The following is a 20,634-nucleotide window of genomic DNA, read 5'->3' on the forward strand; positions in this document are numbered from 1 at the left end:
CCGTGTACTCCGCGACCATGAGGGTGGTGGTGGCCGGAGCCGGCGTCGTCGGACGGTCGATCGCACGCGAACTCGTGGCCGGCGGCCACCACGTCACGCTGATAGACAAGCGCTCCTCCGTGTTCTCGGCCGACCCTGTCGACGGGGCGGATCAACAGGTCGGCGACGCCTGCGAGCTCAGCGTCCTCGAACGGTTGGACGTGCAGGCGGCGGACGTGGTGGTGGCCGCCACTGGTGATGACAAGGCCAACCTGGTGGTGAGCCTGTTGGCCAAGACCGAATTCGCCGTGTCCCGGGTCGTCGCCCGCGTCAACGATCCCCGCAACGAGTGGCTCTACGACGAGCGCTGGGGCGTCGACGTGGCGGTGTCGACGCCCCGGCTGATCGTCTCGGTCGTCGAGGAGGCGGTCTCCGTCGGCGACGTGGTCCGTCTGATGACCCTGCGCCGTGGAGGCGCGAACCTGGTGAGCGTGACGTTGCCGGACCAGACCCCGCTGGCGGGGCGGTCGGTGTCGCGCGTGCGGTTTCCCCGGGACGCCGCCCTCGTCGCGATCCTGCGCGGCGGGCGGGTGATCGTCCCCGAACCCGACGTTCCGTTCGAGCCCGGCGACGAACTGCTCGTGGTGGCCCCGGAGGAGGTCGAGGCCGGTATCAGTGAGGTCGTGCTGGGCGGGTGACCGTCACGGCGATCTCCCGTCCGTAGTCCCATCCCGGTGCCAGGGGCAGGTCGTCGCCGCTCCAGAAACGGCCGGGGTCGTACCAACTCGCCTCACCCGCGGGCAGGAGTATACCCATCGCCTCCAGGGTGACCCCCACGACCTCCGCGCAGTACGCCGCCTCCATACGCATCGCCGCACCGGCATCGGACCCCGGTCGGTCACTGCGACCCGTGACGCCCGGCCGCTTCCCGCGTGCCGCCCACCGTCCTCGTGCCCACCTCGCAGTGAGACGTCCCGCGGAGGGGAAGGACACCCCGTTCAACCGGGCGATCGACTCCAGTAGCGCGTCCTCGTGTTCCCCACCCACCTCCGGGGAGATCTGGCGGAACCACGCTCGTTGGCCGTACGGTCCGGCCCACTGCCGCACAGCCGACTCGAGGTCATGCAGCTGCACCCCGCGCTGGTGGCGACCCGTCCACACGTCCGGCAGCGCCCGTCCCATCTCGGCGTGCCACAGCAGCGGCGGCATGTCGTCCAGGACCACCGCGACGCCCACGTGGTTGACGGGCGCGTTCGTGAGGGTCTGGATCAACCGGTCCGCCGTGCTCCGGCCACGGAAGAGCCAGAGGTCCCCGGTGCGGGTGCGGTGCGCCGCGGCGGCCAGGGGGACGGTGTCGACGCTCATACCGCGATCCTGCCAGGCCGCCCGTGCGTACCCGCCTAGTCTCGGCCGTATGGCTCCCAGAGGACGACAGTGGCTCAAGGTGATCGGCGCGGCGGGTGCGGCGGGGGTGGCCGCCACGGGGATCCTGGCGGCCCGTTCCGAGCGGCGTCGGCGGTCCTACGAGCCCGATGAGGTGCGGGAGCGGCTGCACGAGCGCTACGCGAGGATCCAGAGTCGGCGGGACGGCGTCGTCGACTAGGGACCGCGCCGGTCGGAGCCCGGGGACGCGAGTCGATATCCTTGCGGAACCATGCCGTCGTCCTCCTCACCCACCCCCGATCTCCGCCGAGCCCGAAACGAACTCTTCGCCCGTCTCGACGATGTCGGCACCCTCGACGCCCATCGTCTCCGGTCCCGGGTCCGGCGTGCCCGGGTCGACCAACTGGATGACCTCGGACGGAGGATCGACGAGGCCGCCGAGCGTGTGCGGCGCCGATCAGAGTCGATCCCCACCCCCCGCTACCCGGAACAGCTCCCGGTCAGCGCACGCAAGGACGAGATCGCCGAGGCGATCCGGGAGAACCAGGTGGTGGTGATCGCCGGCGAGACGGGGTCGGGCAAGACCACCCAGATCCCCAAGATCTGCCTGGAACTGGGGCGCGGGGTCAAGGGCATGATCGGCCACACCCAGCCGAGGAGGTTGGCCGCCCGCTCCGTCGCCGAGCGGATCGCGGACGAGCTCGGGGTGGAGATCGGTGGCCCGGTCGGTTCCGCCGTCCGCTTCGACGACCGCACCAGCCCCGAGACCGCGGTCAAGCTCATGACCGACGGTGTGCTGCTCGCCGAGATCCGGCGTGACCGGCTGCTGCGGGCCTACGACACGATCATCATCGACGAGGCCCACGAACGCAGTCTCAACATCGACTTCCTGCTGGGTTATCTCAAGCAGATCCTGCCCCGTCGCCCGGACCTCAAACTCGTCATCACCTCCGCCACGATCGACCCGGACCGTTTCGCCCGTCACTTCGCCGGCCCGGAGGGGCGCCCGGCCCCGGTCATCGAGGTCTCGGGGCGCACTTATCCCGTGGAGGTCCGGTACCGGCCCCTACAGGTCGTACACGCCGATCGCGTGGTCGACCTTGATCCCCTCGACGCGCTCGCCGACGCCGTGGCGGAACTCTTACGCGAGGACGACGGTGACGTACTCGTGTTCCTCTCCGGTGAGCGTGAGATCCGCGACGCCGAGGAGGTGCTGCGGGGCCGGAAGTTCCCGGGCACCGAGATCTTCCCGCTGTTCGCCCGCCTCACGGCAGCCGAGCAGCAGCGCGCGTTCCGGGCCCATTCCACCCGGCGGGTGGTCCTGTCGACCAATATCGCCGAGACCTCGGTGACCGTGCCCGGCATCCGCTACGTCGTGGACACCGGCCTGGCGAGGATCTCCCGCTACTCCACCCGGACCAAGGTGCAGCGACTGCCCATCGAGCCGGTGTCCCAGGCCTCCGCCGCGCAGCGCGCGGGACGCTGCGGCCGCGTCGCCGACGGGATATGTATCCGCCTCTACTCCGAGGAGGACTTCGACTCGCGCCCGGAGTTCACCGACCCGGAGATCCTGCGCACGAACCTCGCCTCGGTGATTCTGTCGATGGCGGATCTGGACCTGGGCCCCGTCGACGACTTCCCGTTCGTGGAACCCCCGGACCGCAAGGCCGTCCGGGACGGGCTCACCCTGCTCTCCGAACTCGGGGCGGTGAGGGTCGACGACGACGAGCGCCCTCACCTGACCGAGGTGGGCCGTGACATGGCGGCACTCCCCCTCGATCCCCGACTCGCCCGGATGGTGGTCGAGGGCCATCGCAACGGTTCGCTGTCGGACGTGCTGGTGGTGGTCGCGGCCCTGACGGTGCAGGACGTCCGCGAGCGTCCCGCGGAGGAGCGGGACAAGGCAGACCTGCTGCACCGCCGCTTCGCGGACAAGACCTCCGACTTCCTCGGATATCTCAATCTGTGGAGGTACATCACCGAGCAGCGCCGTGAGCTGTCCGGCAGCGCCTTCCGCAAGATGTGCAAGGCCGAGTATCTGCACTGGCTACGCATCCGAGAGTGGCAGGACCTCAACTCCCAGCTGCGGAGCATGTGCCGTGAACGAGGGTGGCATCCCGCGTCCGGACACGCCGCGGAGGACGACCTCCACAAGGCGGTCCTGACCGGTCTGCTCACCAATGTCGGTATGCGAGACGAGGAGACCCGCGAGTTCCGGGGCACCCGGGGCATCCGGTTCCAGGTGTTCCCCGGGTCGGACCTGTCCAGGAAGCCTCCCCGCTGGGTGATGGCATCCGAACTCGTCGAGACGTCCCGGTTGTGGGCGCGTGACGTCGCCCGGATCGATCCGGGGTGGATCGAACAACTCGGGGGTCACCTCACCCGCACCCAGTACTCCGAACCGCACTGGTCGGACGCCCAGGGTGCGGCGATGGCGTATGAGAAGGTGCTGCTGCTGGGATTGACCGTGGTGGAGGCGCGGCGGATCCTGCTCTCCAGGGTCGACGCCCCGCTCGCCCGCGAGATGCTCGTCCGCCACGGGATCGTGGAAGGACGCCTGGATACCCGGGTCCCGGTCATCCGCGAGAACGCCGAGGCCGTGGAGCAGGCCCGTGAACTGGAGACGCGGAGCCGCCGTCGGGATCTGGTGATCGACGACGAGGCATTGGTGGCCTTCTATCTCGATCGCCTGCCCGAGGACATCACCTCCGGCCGGCATCTGGAGTCCTGGTGGAAGAAGCGTGGTCATCGCGACCAGGAGGCCCTCCGTCTCACCCCCGAGGACATACGCACCTCCGAGGCGGTGCCCGATGCCGCCGATTTCCCGCCCCTCTGGCGTCAGGGAGAGCGGAGTTTCGAACTGCGGTACGCGTTCGATCCGGGCGTCACCACCGACGGGATCACGGTGCGCATCCCGCTGCCGCAGCTGTCCTCGGTCACCACCGCCGGGTTCGAATGGCTGGTGCCGGGGCTGCGGGAGGAACTCTATACGGAAATGCTCCGCACGCTGCCCAAGTATCTGCGTCGACTGTGTTCTCCGCCCGCCGAGTTCGCGTCGCTGTTGGCGGGAGACGTCTCGCCCCGGTCCGCCCCGTTGTCCGTCGCGCTCGCGCGGGCGCTGTCTGCTCGGATCGGTACCACGGTCGACCCGCGTGACTTCGATCAGAACCAGCTACCGGGCCATCTCCGGATGCGTTTCGAGGTGGTCGACGGGGACGAGGTCGTGGCCTCCGGAACAGATCTCGCGCAGTTGAGGACCCGGTTGGTGGACAGGGTACGGGCGACCCTCAACGCCCGTCTGGTACCCGGCAAGGGGCCCTACCGGGAGTGGACATCCGATACCATCGGCGACCTCCCGCAGTCGGTCACCGGCTCGGTGGACGGGGTCGAGGTGACCGTCTACCCCGCCCTGCGTGTCGGTGGGGACGGAATCCACCTCGTGGCGTGCGCCACGGAGGACGAGCGTCGATCCACTCAGGCGTCGGCGGTGCTCACGCTGGTCTCGGCAGGCCTGGTCTCCGCGGCGTCGATTCTGCGCGGCCGTCCGGTCCAGCAGCGACTCGCGCTCACCCAGTACCCGCACGGCGGGATGGAATCCCTGGTGTCGGATGCCTCGCTCGCCGCGAGTGGGCGGATCATCGCCCGGCGAAAGGGCGCACCGGTTCTCACGGTCGCGGAGTTCCACGAACTCCAGGTCACTGCGCGGGCGGAGGTCCCCGGTGCGGTGGCGTCCGCGATCTCGTCGGCGGTTCCCGCGCTGATGTCCGCCCAGTCCGTGTCGGGCCGTCTGGCGGAGGCGCCGGCAGACGTCGCCGACGAGGTCCGTCCTTCACTGGACTTCCTCGTCGGGCGCGGATTCCTCGCGCGCCATCCCTCGGATGTGCTTCCACATCTGGAGCGACATGTACGGGCAATCGGCCTCCGGTTGGACCTCGCCGAGAAGTCACCCGCCCGGCACGGCGAACTCACGGCGAAGCTGAACCGCTCCGAGTCGATCGTCGAGGAGGCGTGCGCCGCGCTGCGACAGCGGCCGGGTGGCGCACGGGCGTGCCGGGACCTGCGGTGGATGCTCGCCGAGTACCGGGTGGGACTGTTCGCGCAGTCGCTTGGTACCGCCCGGCCGGTATCGGCAGAGCGGATCGACAAGGCGGTGGCGGCTGCGCTCGCCCCGCGGTCGTCCCGATGATGCCGCGTGGTCAGCGGCTCGCGCGGCGCTCCCGGAGGGCGATGATCTCGCGTTCGAAGTCGTCGGCCGAGCTGAACTGCTTGTACACGGACGCGAACCGCAGGTAGGCGACTTCGTCCAGATCCTGCAGAGGGCCCAGGATGGCGAGCCCGATCTCGTGGGCGGGAACCTCGGACGCACCGCCGGATCTCACAGCGTCCTCGACCTGTTGGGCGAGGCGACGCAGAGCGTCCTCGTCAACCGATCGTCCCTGGCACGCGCGGCGGACACCGCGGACGACCTTGTCCCGACTGAACGCCTCGGTCACCCCGTTACGTTTGAGAACCGTCAGCAGAGGCGTCTCCAGCGTCGTGAACCGGTGTCCACACCGGGGGCACTCCCGGCGACGCCGGATCGCCTGACCCTCGTCGACGGATCGTGAGTCGATTACCCGGGAGTCCTCGTGGTGGCATGTCGGGCAGTACATTCCCGTGGGGCCCTTCGTCGACCGGAGTTCACGCGTCCCGGATCGTGCCTGACGAAACGCGGGGGCGGTAGACCACCGCCCACGGTCCATTCTAGGAGGCCCGCTGCCCGGTCACGCGTAGGCGGGTCCACCGAGGAAGGCCACTGCGAGAAGCATGATCACGCCGAATGCGATCCCGCACGCCAGTAGCGCCCAGGCCGGCACGTCGTCGACGACCCCGGTGGACACCGGTGCCTCGACGTGGCACGCCCGCACGCGGTCCGTGGAGACCGGGCGCACGAGCACACGGCGACCCGGGGCGACCGACGTGACGGCGGCCGGACGGGCGGCTATCCGCGGCCGATCGAGATACTCCGCGCGCGAGGACGTGACGGCGGGCCGACTGCCCTCCGGTCGGGCCAGGGTGCGTCGCGGCGCACGGGTGGACCGCACCGACACGTCACCGGGCCGGTCGAGGTGCGCGACCCGTCCACGATGGTCGTCGGGGCAGACCTCGGTCCACCGCGCGGCCGGACGTGTGTGGGACTGAAGCTCGACAACGGTCATGGTGGCTCCCTACTCGATACGGTGTGCGATGGTGCTTCGCACACCTGTATGTGTTCCTCAGTACATCTGTTCGAATCCGAACTCCCCTAGAGTTGTATCACGCGACTCCGACATGGTCACGATTCACAGAGGAATTTCTTCGAACACCTGTGTGGCGCGCCGCAGTCCTTGGCACTAGGGTGTAGACAGATCACAACGTCGAACATCCATTCGCCGAAGGGACCACACGAGATGCCGAAGCCCGATTTCGAGTCACTGACGGACCGACAGAAGAGCGTTCTGCTCCACATCCACGACACCGTCAAGGAGCGTGGTTATCCGCCGAGCATCCGGGAGATCGGGGACGCGGTCGGCTTGCAGTCCACGTCGTCGGTGGCGCATCAACTCCGCACGCTGGAGAAGAAGGGCTTCCTGACGCGGGATCCGCACAAGCCGCGGGCGGTCGACGTCCACGGTGTCCCGGGGCAGAAGTCACGGGGCCGTCGCTCACCTGCTCCGGAGCCCCAGCGTCCGGGCGGAGCGGTCGAGCCCGTTTACGTCCCCGTGCTCGGCCGGATCGCGGCGGGCGGGCCCATCCTCGCGGAGCAAGCCGTCGAGGAGATCTTCCCCCTGCCGTCGGACCTCGTCGGCTCAGGTGATCTGTTCATGCTCAAGGTCGTGGGCGAGTCGATGATCGACGCCGCCATCTGCGATGGCGACTACGTGGTGGTCAGGCGGCAGAACGTCGCGGACAACGGGGAGATCGTCGCCGCCATGATCGACGGGGAGGCGACGGTCAAGACTTTCCGGAACGACTCGAGCGGAGTCTGGTTGCTGCCCCACAATCCGTCGTTCAGCCCGATTCCGGGCGAGCACGCGACGATCCTGGGCAAGGTCGTGACAGTGTTCCGGAAACTCTGAGTCCCGGTTCGAACGACGCGCCGCCCGTCCCCGCAGGGGTCAGGCGGCGCCGTCATGTGGACCGCGGGCGGCGAACTCGTCCAGTTCGCCGGCCACGGACGCGGGCAGTCGGACCACCAGCCGGGTTCCGTCCTGGGTGTGTTCCTCCTCGACCACCGCGCCCTCGGCGTGGACCCGCGACACCACGTCCCCGCGGGAGTACGGGACGGACAGGGTCACCTCGGTGTCCCCGGAGGCGACGATCTGCGTGATTCGCTCGAGGAGTTCGTCGACACCCTGCCCGGTGACCGCCGAGACGAACACGGCGTCGGGCAGCGCGTGGTGCAACTCGGTGAGGACCACGGGATCCGCGGCGTCGATCTTGTTGATCACCAGGAGTTCCCGAGGCCGCTCCGCGTTCTGCTCCTCGACCACCTCGTTGATCACCTTGCGCACCGCCTCGATCTGGCGGAGCGGGAAGGCATCCGAACCATCCACGACGTGGAGGAGCAACTCGGAGTCGACGACCTCTTCCAGTGTGGACCTGAACGCCTCGACCAACTGGGTCGGCAGGTGTCGGACGAATCCCACGGTGTCCGTGAAGACGACTGCTCTGCCGTCAGGCAACTCGGCCTTGCGCGTGGTCGGGTCGAGTGTGGCGAACAGGGCGTTCTGAACCAGGACGCCGGCTCCGGTGATCCTGTTGAGCAGGCTCGACTTCCCGGCGTTCGTGTATCCGGCGATGGCGATGGATGGCACCGGAGTGGAACGCCGTCGGTGCCGTTTGGTGTCCCGGGCCTGCTTCATACCCTTGATGTCCCGGCGCAGACGGGCCATCCGCTCGCGGATCCGACGCCGATCGGTCTCGATCTTGGTCTCACCCGGGCCACGGAGGCCGACGCCGCCGTTGCTCCCGGCACGACCGCCCGCCTGGCGGGACAGCGACTCGCCCCACCCACGCAGACGGGGGAGCATGTACTCCATCTGGGCGAGGGTCACCTGGGCCTTGCCCTCACGGCTGGTGGCGTGCTGCGCGAAGATGTCGAGGATCAGCGCGGTACGGTCGATGACCTTCACGTTGACCGCCTTCTCCAGCGCGAGCAACTGTCCAGGGGTGAGTTCGCCGTCGCAGATGACGGTGTCCGCGCCGGTCGCGGCGATCACGTCCTTGAGGACGCTGACCTTGCCCGACCCGATGTATGTGGCGGCATCGGGCTTGTCGCGGCGCTGGATGAGCGCATCGCAGACCTCCGATCCCGCGGTCTCGGCGAGCTGGGCGAGCTCGTCCATCGCGGCGTCCGCCTGCGCGGCGGACCCTTCGGTCCAGACACCGACGAGCACGACCCGTTCGAGTCGGAGCTGGCGGTACTCGGCGTCGTTGACGTCCTGGAGTTCGGTGGAGAGCCCCGCCACCCGGCGCATCGAGGATCTCTCCTCGAGCTGGAAATCACCGATGGACGGATCGAGGTCGCGTGTCGGCCGGTCAGCGGCCGTGTGATCAGTAGTCATTCGGGTTCATCTTCTCACACCGGGCCCCCCGGTGTCCCGTGCGAGACGGTGTGCTACCGACCACGGTGGTAATGACCGCGGGCGACGAGTGTGGACGGCCCGGTGAGCGAGGACCCGGCCTCGGTGAGTGAGACCTCCACCTCGCCGCCGGGGACCACCACGACGACGTCGCCCGTCGCCTCCCCCGAGTCTGCCAGCGCGGCGACCGCGGTCGCGACGATTCCGGTTCCGCAGGACATGGTCTCCCCTGATCCCCGCTCGTGGACCCGCATGGAGACCCGACCGTCAACCATCGGGGTGGCGATCTCGACGTTGACGCCGTCGGGGAAGAAGTCTCGGTCATACACCGGGGCCTCCTGCACCGGCAGCCCGGCGAGGCCCGCGGCGTCCAGATCGGGGACCACACAGGCGAGGTGCGGATTGCCCATGTCGACGGCGAGTCCCGCGAAGGTCCGGCCACCGACCTCCGCCGAGGACAGGCCCAGCAGACGCGGCTCCCCCATGTCCACCCGCACCACCGCGTCAACACCCGAGTGTGAGAGGACCTCGGCGGGGCGGGCCCCTGACCGCGTGCCCACCGGGATCGAGCCGGCCTCCGCTCTCCCGGTCGCGACGAGGGCGTGGGCGAAGACCCGGACCCCGTTGCCGCACATCTCCGCGATGGAACCATCGGCGTTGCGGTAGTCCATGAACCAGTCCGCACCGTCCACGCCGGGCGGCAGGGTCGCGAGCACGCCGCGGCCGACGAGGGCTCCGGCGGTCGCGATCCGCAGGACTCCGTCGGCGCCGATTCCGCCACGCCGATCGCACAGTGCTCGTACGAGGTCCACGTCGAGGTCCAGGTCGGCCTGATCGTCCGGGAGGATCACGAAGTCGTTGAGGGTGCCGTGGCCCTTGAGGAAGGCGATACCGTCGGGCTGCGAGGCCTGGCGCGTCGAAGTCATGGCGAAATCGTACTCGCCGGCGGGGACCGTTCCGCACCGTGGAAATGTCGGATGATGCCGGACGGTACGCCCACTAGAGTCGGCCTGGAGAACGGTCCCCTACCTCCAGGAGAGCATCGATGTCCGAACGCATCACTGTCGGCGGAATCCAGGTCGACGAGGTCCTGTACGACTTCGTCAACTCCCAGGCGATCCCGGGCACCGGGGTCGATCCCGACGCGTTCTGGGCGGGCGCCTCCGAGATCTTCACCGAGCTGGCCCCCCGCAATCGCGAACTGCTCGACACCCGCGACCGGTTGCAGTCCCGGATCGACGCCTGGCACCACGAGAACCCGGCGCCGATCGACCCGGGCGCCTACAAGGCGTTCCTGCAGGAGATCGGGTACCTGGTGCCCGAGCCCGAGTCCGTCTCCGTCACGACCGAGAACGTCGACGCGGAGATCGCCACGGTCGCCGGCCCGCAGCTCGTCGTGCCGGTCATGAACGCCCGGTTCGCGATCAACGCGGGTAACGCCCGCTGGGGTTCGCTCTACGATGCCCTCTACGGCACCGACGCGATCCCGGAGTCCGACGGCGCCGAGCAGGGCTCGGGGTACAACAAGGTCCGCGGCGACAAGGTCATCGACTGGGCCCGTGAATTCCTCGACGACGCCGCACCGCTGGCGTCGGGCAGCCACGTGGGATCCACGGCCTACGCCGTGGTCGACGGAGGCCTGCAGGTGACCGTGTCCGACGGGTCGAGCACCCGGTTGGCGGCCCCGGAGAAGTTCGTGGGCTACCTCGGCGAGCCCTCGAGCCCGTCCTCGGTCCTGCTGTGCAACAACGGTCTGCACATCGAGATCCAGATCGACCCGGACTCCCCCATCGGCTCGACCGACGGCGCCGGCGTCAAGGACGTCGTCCTGGAGTCCGCCGTCTCCACCATCATGGATTTCGAGGACTCGGTCGCCGCCGTCGACGCCGAGGACAAGACCCAGGGCTACAGCAACTGGCTGGGGCTCATGAAGGGAGACCTGTCCGAGGAGATCACCAAGGGCGACAAGACCTTCACCCGTGTCCTCAACGACGACCGGGTCTTCACCGCGCCCGACGGTTCGGGTGAGGTCCGTCTCCACGGCCGCTCGATGCTGTTCGTGCGTAACGTCGGCCACCTGATGACCAACCCGGCCGTGCTCGACGCGGACGGCAACGAGATGCCCGAGGGCATCCTCGACGCACTGGTCACCTCGCTCGCCGGCATGCACGGGATCGCCGAGGGCAACGAGCGCCGGAACAGCCGACACGGGTCGATCTACATCGTGAAGCCCAAGCAGCACGGGCCGGAGGAGGTCGCGTTCACCACCGAGCTGTTCGGTCGTGTCGAGAAGCTCCTCGGGCTGTCCGAGAACACCCTCAAGGTGGGCATCATGGACGAGGAGCGTCGCACCTCGGTCAACCTCGCCGCCTGCATCGCCGAGGCCACCGAACGAGTCGTGTTCATCAACACCGGCTTCCTCGACCGGACCGGCGACGAGATCCACACCTCCATGGAGGCCGGGCCGATGATCCGCAAGGGCGAGATGAAGGGCGCCCGGTGGATGAACGCCTACGAGGACTTCAACGTCGACACGGGTCTGGCGTGTGGCCTGCGTGGCCGCGCCCAGATCGGCAAGGGCATGTGGGCCAAGACCGACCTCATGGCCGAGATGCTCGCCGAGAAGATCGGCCAGCCCCGGGCCGGCGCCAACACCGCGTGGGTGCCCTCCCCGACCGGCGCCACGCTGCACGCCACCCACTACCACCGGGTCAACGTCATGACGCGTCAGGAGGAACTCCTCGCCGGGGGTGCCCGCGCGAGTGTCGACGACATCCTCACCGTCCCCCTGGCCCCCTCCACGGACTGGACGGACGAGGAGAAGAAGGAGGAGGTCGACAACTCCTGCCAGACCATCCTCGGTTACGTCGTGCGGTGGGTCGAGCAGGGAATCGGTGTCTCGAAGGTGCCGGACATCCACGACGTCAACCTCATGGAGGACCGCGCCACCCTGCGGATCTCCTCGCAGATGCTGGCCAACTGGATCCGCCACGACATCATCACCGCCGACGACGTCGAGGATTCGCTGCGCCGGATGGCCGAGATCGTCGACAAGCAGAACGCCGGCGACGACGCCTACCGGAACATGGCACCGGACTTCGAGAAGTCCATCGCCTGGCAGGCGGCCCGGGAACTGATCCTCGAGGGCACCAGGCAGCCGTCGGGTTACACCGAGCCGATCCTGCATCGCCGTCGTCGCGAATTCAAGGCCGCCAACGCGGGCTAGACCGGCGCCGGCCGACCCGCCGACCCGCCGCGGAATCCGCCACCTCCGCCCGACCTCCGATCCCGCGCCAGTGGGGCCGGATCCGGGCGGTGGGTGGCGGATTCGCCGCTGTCACGGCCAGAAGCGTCCGGCTCCGGGCCCGATGGCGTCCGGCCCAGGGTCCCGTGGGCTCCGGCGGGTGGGCACGCTCGAGGGCGGGAGGTCAGGGGACGAGCCCGGCCACGGCCGCACGAAGGATCGCGACGGCGGCGTCGCGGCGATCGCGCGTGAACCTGGCCTCGGGCCCGGATGCCGACACCGCGAAGGCGGCGTCCCCGGTACCCACCGCGATGGCGACGCAGCGGACGCCCTCCTCCTGCTCGGACTCATCGGTGGCGAACCCCGCCTGTCGCACCACCCGCAGCTCCTCGATCAATCTGTCGGGGTCGACGATGGTCGAGTCGGTGAAGCGGCGCATGCCCGCCCTGTCGAGCATGCTGCGGACCTCGTCGTCGTCGTCGCCCGCGACCAGGGCCTTGCCCACCGCCGTGCAGTGCACGTCCACCCGTCGGCCCACCTCGGTGAACATCCGCATCGAGTGTGGGGACGGCACCTGGGCGAGGTAGACGACCCCGTCGCCCTCCCGGACGGCGAGGTTGGCGGTCTCCCCGGTGCCCTCGACCACGGCGGTGAGCACCGGCACGGCCCAGGACGCGGTGGCGCGTCCGGCGACGTCGCCGATCCGCTGGAGACGCGGTCCCAGCAGATAGTCGCGGCCCGCGTCGCGCCGGAGGTGACCGCTCTCCGCGAGCGTGCCGCACAGCCTGTGGACGGTGGCGGCCGCCAGGCCCGTGTCGGAGACCAGGTCCCCGAGGCTCGCCCGGCCCCCGCGGATGCTCAGCGCGTCGAGTAGGTCGAAGGCGCGGTCGACGGACTGGACCCGCGAGCGCCCGGATCCGGGGCTGCTCACCGCCGGCCCTCCCCGAGGATCCCCAGCGCGGTCTCGAGCGGCCGGGGTGCGTCGGCGTCGCGTCCGTGGGTGTCGGTGTCGATCCACCGGATCCGGTGATCCCGGCCGAACCACGACCGCTGGCGACGGACGTAGCGGCGGGTCCCGATCACCGTCCGTTCCTCGGCGCGGGCCGCCCCGGCGTCGTCGATCCGCTGCTGTGCGTCCATCTCGTCGAGCACCTGGGCGTAACCGATCGCGCGTCGTGCGGTGACGCCCCGGAGCAGTCCGACTCCCACGAGCCGGCGGACCTCCGGGACGAGCCCGTCGGCGAACATCGCGGCCGTACGCGTCGTCAGCCTCTCGTCCAATTCGGGCAGACCGCAGCGCAGGCCCAGCATGCGCGTGCCCCAGCGCGGCTCCCCGATCGTCGGTCGGGAGGCGGAGAACGGCTTCCCGGTGAGTTCCACGACCTCCAACGCGCGCACGGTGCGCCTGGGGTCGCTGGGGAGGATGGTCTGCGCGGCCTCGGGGTCCACCTCGGCGAGTTCGGCGTGCAGGGCCTGCACCCCGATCTGTTCGAGGCGACGTTCGTAATGGGCCCGGACCTCCGGGTCCGTGTCCGGTATCGACCACCCGTCCACGAGCGCCTGGATGTACATCATCGACCCCCCGCACAGGATCGGCACGTGGCCGCGATCGCGGATCTCGGAGATCTCACGTTCCGCTTCGGTACGGAAGTCCGCGACACTGGCGGTCTCGGTGACGTCCAGCACGTCGAGCCGGTGGTGCGGGATCCCGCGCCGCTGAGCCGGCGCGAGCTTGGCGGTCCCGATGTCCATCCCGCGGTACTGCTGCATGGCGTCGCAGTTGACGATCTCCCCGCCGAGTCGCTCGGCGAGGCCGAGCGCCAGCTCGGACTTCCCCGTCCCGGTCGGCCCCATCACGGCGACGGGAACACGCCCGGTCATGACGGTGCCCCGGGTTCGCCGGGAGTGGCGGCCGGCGCGTCGACGACCACCGTGGCATTCGCGGCGGCCTCCGGTGGCCACCACGCGCTGTGATACCCCACCCCGAATGGCGCCCAGGACAGGGCCTCGACAGCCGTGCGGTCCGCGACGAGGTCCGCCAGGACGCGCCACGCGGGCCGGCTCCACCAGCCGATCTCGTCGGCCACCGGCTCGCCGGGGTCCGGGAGCTCGCCGGAGCTGCGCAGCCATCGGGTGAGCTCCTCGTCGAGGGCGATACCGCGGGGATCCTCGGGGACGGGAGCTCGCGGAGTGAGGGAGGCGGGGCCGTCGGCGACGACGACGACGAGGTCGTCCGACACCGGCGTGGGGGTGGGCTGCGCTCCCCCGGTCACGCCGATGAACCTCCTCGGGAGGTCGATACCCGCCAGGTCGAGCAGCCACCAGGCGATCAACGCCGGGTCGGGAACAGTCCCGTGCGGCGCCGGCGGGGCACCGGGCGGACCCACGGGCACGTCGACCCCCCACCTGGAGAGCGAGGAGCGCATGTCCCCGAGACCTCTGCCCGCGCGGTCGGTCCCCAGGACGACGACCCGTGCCGCGCCGCGCCCGGCCCGGCGGAGCATCTCGCATATCGCGGCCACCCCGCTCTCGGTCTCGGCGACCGCAGAGCCGGACAGCTCCGGCACGAGGACCGGCGCTCCGGGGACCAGGACGACAGAGGGGCTCACACCCGGAAACCCTACTGACCGCCCCCGACACCGCGGAACGGACCCGTCCGGGGATACCGCGGGGATACGCCGGACACCCGGGCGGAGGTTGGTACACACTAGGAGGATGCCGTCTCCTCGAAACGGGGCGGCGAGGCGATGACCGGTGCGATCCCGGTGATGGTGCCGTGACACGCGGCAGAAGGAAACGAGGACGACATGACCGAGCAGTCACCCACCGCCCAGGGCGGATCGAGTTCGGGCGGAGCGAGTTCGGGCGGAGCGACCCCGATCCCCGGTCCGAGGCCGGGTGCGCCATCCCCCGCCGCGCTGGCACGCAAGGTGGCACCGCGGCCGACCCCCGCGGGCACCCCAGGGTTCACGCGCGCCTCGGACGCGTCGCAGTGGGGTCGCGTCGACGAGTCGGGCGCGGTGTTCGTCCGGACCTCCGACGGTGAGCGTCAGGTCGGGTCGTGGCAGGCCGGTGCTCCCGAGGAGGGCCTCGCGCACTTCGGTCTGCGCTTCGATGACCTCGCCGCCGAGGTCGCTCTGCTCGAGACCCGTCTCGAGTCCCATCCGCAGGACGCCAGGAAGACCCGCGCCTCGGCGGAGACCCTGGCGGAACAGATCCCCACCGCCGCCGCCGTGGGCGATCTCGATACTCTCGCCGCGCGTGTGGCTGCGGTGATCGAGCGTTCCGGCGAGGTCGAGGCCGTGTCGAAGCAGCGCAAGGACGAGCAGCGGGCGGCCGCGATCGCGCGGAAGGAGGCGTTGGCGGACGAGGCCGAGGAGATCGGGGCGTCGTCGACTCAGTGGAAGTCCGCCGGGGACCGTCTGCGCGAGATCCTCGAGGAGTGGAAGACGATCCGGGGTATCGACCGCAAGACGGACGACGCCCTGTGGAAGAGGTTCTCCAAGGCCCGGGAGGCGTTCAACCGTCGCCGGGGCTCGCACTTCGCCGAACTTGACCGCAACCGCGCCTCGGTCAAGAAGGTCAAGGAGGACCTGGTGGAGAGGGCGGAGGCCCTGTCCGGGTCCACCGACTGGAACGACACGGCCACGGCGTTCCGTCGTCTCATGGACGAGTGGAAGGCCGCCGGCCGGGCCCCGCGGGAGGCCGATGAGGCCCTGTGGAAGCGGTTCAAGGCCGCCCAGGACACGTTCTTCGACGCCCGCCATGCCGCCGCTGCGGAACGGGACGCCGAGTTCGAGACCAACGCCCAGGCCAAGGAGGCCCTGCTCTCCGAGTACGAGGGCCGGATCGATCCTACGGCCGACCTGGGTGCCGCCCGGTCCGCTCTTCGGCAGCTGCAGTCGCGGTGGGAGGAGATCGGCAAGGTCCCGCGCGAGCGGATGGGTCAGCTGGAGGGGCGTATCCGGGCCCTGGAGAAGCGTGTCGCCGATGCGGCGGACACGGAATGGCGTCGTACCGACCCGGAGGCCAAGGCCCGCGCCGGCCAGTTCTGGGACCGGGTCCATGACTTCGAGGAGCAGGCCGCGAAGGCGGACGCTGCGGGCAAGAACAAGGACGCCGAGAGCGCACGGGCCCAGGCCGCCCAGTGGAAGGAGTGGGCGGAGGCAGCCGAGAAGGCGGTCGACACCCGCTGACGCGCCCCACCGGCGGACACCCGCCGACGCGCCCCACCTGCGGCCACCCGCCGACGGGCGACGAGAACCCGCAGACGAGAAGAGCCCGGCCCGTCACGACGGGGCCGGGCTCTTCTCGCGCCGGTCATCAGACGGCGCGACGTCCGGGAGGTCGGTTCAGCGCCCGTCTCCGTGACGGGCGTTCTCCTCGAGCGTGATCTGCTCCGGGGTCCGCGCCCACAGCACGCTCGCCAGCGTGATGACCAGAGCGAACACGATGATCTCACTGACGTAGAGGCCGATGCTGGGCCCGCCGAAGTCCTGCACATCAGGGTTGGGGCCGCGACCGGACTGGCGGAGCCAGATCGCCAACACGCCGTAGACGGCGGACACGCACGTCGCGCTCCAGGCGATCCCGGCGGCCCACCACTTCTGGGTCATGATCATCGCTGCCCCGAACGCGATGGTGCCCACGGAGTACAGCAGGACGAACAGATGGGACGGCAGGGTCGTGTACTGCTCACGCGCCACGTCGGTGAAGAACAGGACGTCGAGGCCCCGCACCCCCTCGCTGTGCGGCAGGGCCAGGGCCACGGCCAACAGCACGATGAGGACGGCGGACGCCAGGTAGGCCCGCCCGATCACGAGGGTGCGCCCGAGGACGCGGTCACGGTCCCGCATCTCCGATTCCGCGTTCCGGGTGACTTCCATGATCCCCGCGATCGGATCGGGGCGCTTGTCGGTGCTCACGTGGGGCATCCCTTCTCGGTGGTGACTGGGGCGCTGACGGTGTCGCGCCGGAGCGTGGGAAGCCCGAGCCCGACCCCGATGGGCGGGGTCTCGGGCTTGTGGCCCGCCTCGTGACGATCGCCGGCCCGGGTTGCTCGGTGGCTGAGCACCCCGTCATCGGCGAGCAGGTGGTGCGGGGCCGCGGCGGTGACCCGGGTGGTCACCACATCTCCCGGACGCACCCGGTCGGCGTGGTCGCCGATGGGGGCGAAGTGTACGAGCCGACCGTCGCGGGCCCGGCCCGTCATCCGGGCGGTGGCCGCGTCCTTGCGGCCCTCGTCGGCGGTCACGAGGAGCTCGACGACGCGCCCGACCTGCTTCTGGTTCTCCTCGAGCGTGATGCGCTCCTGGAGCTCGATCAGCCGCTCGTAGCGTTCCTGGACCACGGCCTTGGGGATCTGGTCCTCCATGGTGGCCGCGGGGGTCCCCGGGCGGGGCGAGTACTGGAAGGTGAACGCGCTGGAGAACCGCGCCTTCTCGACCACGTCGAGGGTGGCCTGGAAGTCCTCCTCGGTCTCCCCGGGGAACCCGACGATGATGTCGGTGGTGATGGCCGCGTGCGGCATGGCCGCGCGGACGCGCTCGATGATCCCGAGGAAGCGCTCGGACCGGTAGGAGCGTCGCATGGCGCGCAGGACGCGGTCGGACCCGGACTGCAGCGGCATGTGCAGTTGCGGGCAGACGGTGGGTGTGGAGGCCATGGCCTCGATCACGTCGTCGGTGAACTCCGCCGGGTGCGGCGAGGTGAAGCGGATCCGTTCGATCCCCTCGACCCGGCCGGCCGCCCGCAATAGTGAGGCGAAGGCTCCCTTGTCGGAGGGCTCGTCGGGGTCGTGGAAGGACCGCCCGTACGCGTTGACGTTCTGGCCGAGCAGCGTGACCTCGAGTACGCCCTCGTCGGCGAGCGCCTGCACCTCGGCCAGTACCTCGCCGGGCCGACGATCGACCTCCTTGCCGCGCAGGGACGGAACGATGCAGAACGTGCAGGTGTTGTTGCATCCCACGGACACCGAGACCCACCCGGCGTACGAGGACTCGCGGGTGGCGGGCAGGGTCGAGGGGAAGTGCTGCAGGGAGTCGGCGATCTCCACCTCGGCCCGCTCGTTGTGGCGGGAGCGGTCGAGGAGCGTCGGCAGGTGTCCGAGGTTGTGGGTGCCGAACACGACGTCGACCCACGGTGCGCGGGAGACGACGACGTCCTTGTCCTTCTGCGCGAGGCACCCCCCGACGGCGATCTGCAGGCGGGGGTTCGTGTCCTTCCACGGCCGCAGATGACCGAGGGTGCCGTAGAGCCGGTTGTCGGCGTTCTCCCGGACCGCGCAGGTGTTGAACACGACCAGATCGGGAAGGTGACCTCCGGCCGGATCGGCGTCGCCCTCGAAGGGGACGTACCCCGCGGCGTCGAGGACCCCGGACAGACGCTCGGAGTCATGGACGTTCATCTGACATCCGAAGGTGCGAACCTGGTAGGTCCGGCGGGCGTCGCCCTCGGCATGCGCGTCCTGCGCCGCCGCCTGCAGGTCGGTCACGAGAGTATCCACGCAGGCCAGGGTACTCAGGGCGATGCGTGGGCCGCCAATTCGGCGTCCACGACTTTCACCGCCAACCCCGTCGGATAACCCCGCCGGGCCAGGAACGCGATGAGCCTGCGCCGCTCGCCCTGCACGTCCGGCCCGGAGAATGCGGCGCGCGGCCGGCGATCCAGCCGACCGCGTACCAGTTCGGCGGCCTCCCGGCGATCATCCGACTCGTCGATCTCGCCGACCGCCCGGGCGATGTGCGCCTCGGCCACGCCCTTGTCCCGCAGCTCGCGCTCGAGGGCGCCGCGCGAACGGCCACGGCGTCTCCTGCGGCCACGTACCCACTCCTCGGCGAAGTCGGCATCGTCGACCAGGCCCCACGCCCTGACCCTGCCAAGCGCTTCGTCGACGGCCTCCGCGGCGTACTCCTTGTCGAGCAGCCGCTCGCGCAACTCGTGCTCGCTGCGCGGCCGGTAGCGCAGTAGTCGGAGCGCGGCGTTCGCGGCCTCGTGCGCTTCGGGGGCCAGGGGCGGCAGGTCCGAGGACCCGGAGGGCCTGGCCTCCACTGCGGCGATCGCCGTACGGAGTTCCTCCGCCCCGGGCGCCCCGGCGCCGCGGGGCCCGCGGGTGTCCCTGCCCGACATCAGAACTCGACGGGCACCACGTCGATCGGCGCGTCCTCGTCGGACTCCGCCTCGATCTCGGCGATCTCCGCCCCCGCGCCGATATTGAGCTTGTCGAGGATCTTCCGCTCGATCTCGTCCCGCACCGACGGGTTCTCCTTGAGGTACCGACGGGCGTTCTCCTTGCCCTGGCCCAACTGGTCCGGTCCGTAGGTGAACCAGGACCCCGACTTCTTGATGAAGCCGTTGTCCACGCCCATGTCGATGAGCGAGCCCTCGCGACTGATCCCCTCGCCGTAGAGGATGTCGAACTCCGCGATCTTGAACGGCGGCGCGACCTTGTTCTTGACGACCTTGCACTTGGTGCGGTTACCGACCGCGTCGGCACCGTCCTTGAGCGTCTCGATACGGCGCACGTCCAACCGCACCGACGCGTAGAACTTCAGCGCCTTACCACCGGTGGTGGTCTCCGGCGAGCCGAACATGACGCCGATCTTCTCGCGCAGCTGGTTGATGAAGATGGCGGTGGTGCCGGTGTTGTGCAGCGCGCCCGTCATCTTCCGCAGGGCCTGGCTCATGAGTCGCGCCTGCAGGCCGACGTGGCTGTCGCCCATCTCCCCCTCGATCTCGGCACGCGGCACGAGCGCCGCCACGGAGTCGATGACCAGAATGTCGATCGACCCCGACCGGACGAGCATGTCCGCGATCTCCAGGGCCTGCTCACCCGTGTCCGGCTGGGAGACGATGAGGTTGTCCGTGTCCACGCCGAGCTTGCGGGCGTACTCCGGATCCAGGGCGTGCTCCGCGTCGATGAACGCCGCGATCCCGCCAGCCGCCTGCGCGTTGGCCACGGCGTGCAACGCGACCGTGGTCTTACCCGAGGACTCCGGCCCGTAGATCTCCACGACGCGTCCCCGGGGGAAGCCGCCCACGCCCAGTGCCACGTCGAGGGACAGTGCCCCGGTCGGGATGACCTGGACCGGCGGCCGGTTGTCGTCACCCAACCGCATGACCGAGCCCTTGCCGTAGGCCTTGTCGATCTGCGCGAGGGCCAGTTCCAGCGCCTGTTCGCGATTCTGGGCCACGCCCGTCTTGGTCCCCGACTTCGCGGTGGTCTTGGGTGCCATGGTGCTCTCCGTTCCTGCGCGACCCCCGGCGTCCGGCCGATCGGTCTGGGTGGTGATTCAGTTGCGGACGTTACGGGCCGGGTACGACACGAACGTCTCGCGCGAACCCGGCGACCGCTTTCCTGTGGAGGAAGGGCGCCCTGTGGACGGGGCGAACCGTCATCACGTGGCACCCAGTGTAGGCGAACGG

18 protein-coding genes are annotated in these 20,634 nt (G+C 69.9%); 6 read left to right on the forward strand and 12 right to left on the reverse strand.

Annotated features, from left to right (window positions below; all coding sequences use genetic code 11):
* Window positions 1-17 precede the first annotated feature (17 nt).
* Entirely contained in the window at window positions 18-677 is a 660-nt protein-coding gene (locus NR111_RS00965; RefSeq protein ID WP_154828631.1) for a TrkA family potassium uptake protein, read from the forward strand.
* Here the strand turns inward: NR111_RS00965 and NR111_RS00970 are convergent.
* Complete coding sequence (locus tag NR111_RS00970) at window positions 652-1,344, reverse strand: hypothetical protein (protein WP_256819451.1); 693 nt, start codon at window positions 1,342-1,344, stop codon at window positions 652-654. The two genes, NR111_RS00965 and NR111_RS00970, sit on opposite strands and share 26 nt — an antisense overlap.
* Before the next feature lie 49 nt (window positions 1,345-1,393).
* Here NR111_RS00970 and NR111_RS00975 point away from each other — a divergent pair, with 49 nt between their 5' ends.
* Window positions 1,394-1,582, forward strand: a complete 189-nt coding sequence (locus NR111_RS00975) for a hypothetical protein (protein ID WP_067717794.1) — start codon at window positions 1,394-1,396, stop codon at window positions 1,580-1,582.
* A gap of 51 nt (window positions 1,583-1,633) precedes the next feature.
* Window positions 1,634-5,548 (forward strand): ATP-dependent RNA helicase HrpA, encoded by a 3,915-nt coding sequence (gene hrpA / locus NR111_RS00980; RefSeq protein WP_256819452.1) that lies wholly within the window; start codon window positions 1,634-1,636, stop codon window positions 5,546-5,548.
* 10 nt (window positions 5,549-5,558) lie between these two features.
* Here the strand turns inward: hrpA and nrdR are convergent, their stop codons facing one another.
* Together nrdR and NR111_RS00990 are read right to left on the reverse strand one after the other, a co-directional pair.
* Window positions 5,559-6,014, reverse strand: a complete 456-nt coding sequence (gene nrdR, locus NR111_RS00985; protein WP_069389083.1) for a transcriptional regulator NrdR — start codon at window positions 6,012-6,014, stop codon at window positions 5,559-5,561.
* Window positions 6,015-6,125: 111 nt separating this feature from the next.
* Window positions 6,126-6,560 carry a hypothetical protein gene (locus NR111_RS00990; protein WP_206472255.1) on the reverse strand — a complete coding sequence of 145 codons (435 nt, stop codon included), beginning with the start codon at window positions 6,558-6,560 and terminating at the stop codon, window positions 6,126-6,128.
* Between the two features lie 189 nt (window positions 6,561-6,749).
* On the opposite strand from NR111_RS00990, the gene lexA reads away from it, so the two are divergent.
* Window positions 6,750-7,460 (forward strand): transcriptional repressor LexA, encoded by a 711-nt coding sequence (gene lexA, locus NR111_RS00995; RefSeq protein ID WP_372509910.1) that lies wholly within the window; start codon window positions 6,750-6,752, stop codon window positions 7,458-7,460.
* Between the two features lie 39 nt (window positions 7,461-7,499).
* Here lexA and hflX read toward each other — a convergent pair whose 3' ends face one another.
* Both hflX and dapF read right to left on the reverse strand, forming a co-directional pair.
* Window positions 7,500-8,948 (reverse strand): GTPase HflX, encoded by a 1,449-nt coding sequence (gene hflX, locus NR111_RS01000; protein ID WP_067717780.1) that lies wholly within the window; start codon window positions 8,946-8,948, stop codon window positions 7,500-7,502.
* Window positions 8,949-9,001: 53 nt separating this feature from the next.
* Window positions 9,002-9,892: a diaminopimelate epimerase gene (dapF, locus tag NR111_RS01005; protein ID WP_206472257.1), complete on the reverse strand. Its 891-nt coding sequence runs from the start codon at window positions 9,890-9,892 to the stop codon at window positions 9,002-9,004.
* 119 nt (window positions 9,893-10,011) lie between these two features.
* On the opposite strand from dapF, the gene NR111_RS01010 reads away from it, so the two are divergent.
* On the forward strand, window positions 10,012-12,192 hold the full coding sequence (locus NR111_RS01010; protein ID WP_256819456.1) for a malate synthase G: 2,181 nt from the start codon (window positions 10,012-10,014) through the stop codon (window positions 12,190-12,192).
* A 202-nt stretch (window positions 12,193-12,394) separates the two neighbouring features.
* Here NR111_RS01010 and NR111_RS18650 read toward each other — a convergent pair whose 3' ends face one another.
* Genes NR111_RS18650 through NR111_RS01025 form a run of 3 tightly spaced genes read right to left on the reverse strand, consistent with a single transcriptional unit; the run spans window position 12,395 to window position 14,819 of the window.
* A complete protein-coding gene (locus NR111_RS18650) occupies window positions 12,395-13,141 on the reverse strand; it encodes an IclR family transcriptional regulator (protein WP_154827615.1) in 747 nt (248 codons plus the stop codon).
* Window positions 13,138-14,091: a tRNA (adenosine(37)-N6)-dimethylallyltransferase MiaA gene (gene miaA / locus NR111_RS01020; RefSeq protein ID WP_206472261.1), complete on the reverse strand. Its 954-nt coding sequence runs from the start codon at window positions 14,089-14,091 to the stop codon at window positions 13,138-13,140. The genes NR111_RS18650 and miaA overlap by 4 nt, the downstream gene beginning before the upstream one ends.
* Window positions 14,088-14,819 (reverse strand): hypothetical protein, encoded by a 732-nt coding sequence (locus NR111_RS01025; protein WP_256819459.1) that lies wholly within the window; start codon window positions 14,817-14,819, stop codon window positions 14,088-14,090. Before NR111_RS01025 ends, miaA begins: the two co-directional genes overlap by 4 nt.
* Window positions 14,820-15,017: 198 nt before the next feature.
* Here NR111_RS01025 and NR111_RS01030 point away from each other — a divergent pair, with 198 nt between their 5' ends.
* The gene (locus NR111_RS01030; RefSeq protein WP_206472263.1) at window positions 15,018-16,406 is read left to right on the forward strand and encodes a DUF349 domain-containing protein; all 1,389 of its coding nucleotides are present in this window, start codon (window positions 15,018-15,020) and stop codon (window positions 16,404-16,406) included.
* A 156-nt stretch (window positions 16,407-16,562) separates the two neighbouring features.
* Here NR111_RS01030 and NR111_RS01035 read toward each other — a convergent pair whose 3' ends face one another.
* The 4 genes from NR111_RS01035 to recA are packed head-to-tail and all read right to left on the reverse strand — an operon-like array spanning window position 16,563 to window position 20,444.
* Window positions 16,563-17,144: a hypothetical protein gene (locus NR111_RS01035; protein ID WP_206472265.1), complete on the reverse strand. Its 582-nt coding sequence runs from the start codon at window positions 17,142-17,144 to the stop codon at window positions 16,563-16,565.
* Complete coding sequence (miaB, locus tag NR111_RS01040) at window positions 17,132-18,703, reverse strand: tRNA (N6-isopentenyl adenosine(37)-C2)-methylthiotransferase MiaB (RefSeq protein ID WP_256819587.1); 1,572 nt, start codon at window positions 18,701-18,703, stop codon at window positions 17,132-17,134. Before miaB ends, NR111_RS01035 begins: the two co-directional genes overlap by 13 nt.
* Window positions 18,704-18,729: 26 nt before the next feature.
* Window positions 18,730-19,338, reverse strand: coding sequence for a regulatory protein RecX (locus tag NR111_RS01045; RefSeq protein ID WP_206472267.1), 609 nt, complete (start codon window positions 19,336-19,338; stop codon window positions 18,730-18,732).
* Complete coding sequence (gene recA, locus NR111_RS01050) at window positions 19,338-20,444, reverse strand: recombinase RecA (RefSeq protein WP_067717750.1); 1,107 nt, start codon at window positions 20,442-20,444, stop codon at window positions 19,338-19,340. The genes NR111_RS01045 and recA overlap by 1 nt, the downstream gene beginning before the upstream one ends.
* Window positions 20,445-20,634 lie beyond the last annotated feature (190 nt).

This window comes from Dietzia sp. Die43 (assembly GCF_024519835.1).
Lineage (GTDB): Bacteria > Actinomycetota > Actinomycetes > Mycobacteriales > Mycobacteriaceae > Dietzia > Dietzia kunjamensis.

Excerpts from the sequence above, each read along its gene's own strand:
- NR111_RS00970 (WP_256819451.1), bottom strand. The coding sequence starts at position 1,344 with ATGAGCGTCGACACCGTCCCCCTGGCCGCCGCGGCGCACCGCACCCGC.
- hrpA (WP_256819452.1), top strand. The coding sequence starts at position 1,634 with ATGCCGTCGTCCTCCTCACCCACCCCCGATCTCCGCCGAGCCCGAAAC.
- dapF (WP_206472257.1), bottom strand. The coding sequence starts at position 9,892 with ATGACTTCGACGCGCCAGGCCTCGCAGCCCGACGGTATCGCCTTCCTC.
- NR111_RS00975 (WP_067717794.1), top strand. The coding sequence starts at position 1,394 with ATGGCTCCCAGAGGACGACAGTGGCTCAAGGTGATCGGCGCGGCGGGT.
- miaA (WP_206472261.1), bottom strand. The coding sequence starts at position 14,091 with ATGACCGGGCGTGTTCCCGTCGCCGTGATGGGGCCGACCGGGACGGGG.
- NR111_RS00990 (WP_206472255.1), bottom strand. The coding sequence starts at position 6,560 with ATGACCGTTGTCGAGCTTCAGTCCCACACACGTCCGGCCGCGCGGTGG.
- recA (WP_067717750.1), bottom strand. The coding sequence starts at position 20,444 with ATGGCACCCAAGACCACCGCGAAGTCGGGGACCAAGACGGGCGTGGCC.
- nrdR (WP_069389083.1), bottom strand. The coding sequence starts at position 6,014 with ATGTACTGCCCGACATGCCACCACGAGGACTCCCGGGTAATCGACTCA.
- NR111_RS01045 (WP_206472267.1), bottom strand. The coding sequence starts at position 19,338 with ATGTCGGGCAGGGACACCCGCGGGCCCCGCGGCGCCGGGGCGCCCGGG.
- hflX (WP_067717780.1), bottom strand. The coding sequence starts at position 8,948 with ATGACTACTGATCACACGGCCGCTGACCGGCCGACACGCGACCTCGAT.
- NR111_RS01010 (WP_256819456.1), top strand. The coding sequence starts at position 10,012 with ATGTCCGAACGCATCACTGTCGGCGGAATCCAGGTCGACGAGGTCCTG.
- NR111_RS00965 (WP_154828631.1), top strand. The coding sequence starts at position 18 with ATGAGGGTGGTGGTGGCCGGAGCCGGCGTCGTCGGACGGTCGATCGCA.
- NR111_RS01030 (WP_206472263.1), top strand. The coding sequence starts at position 15,018 with ATGACCGAGCAGTCACCCACCGCCCAGGGCGGATCGAGTTCGGGCGGA.
- NR111_RS01035 (WP_206472265.1), bottom strand. The coding sequence starts at position 17,144 with ATGCCCCACGTGAGCACCGACAAGCGCCCCGATCCGATCGCGGGGATC.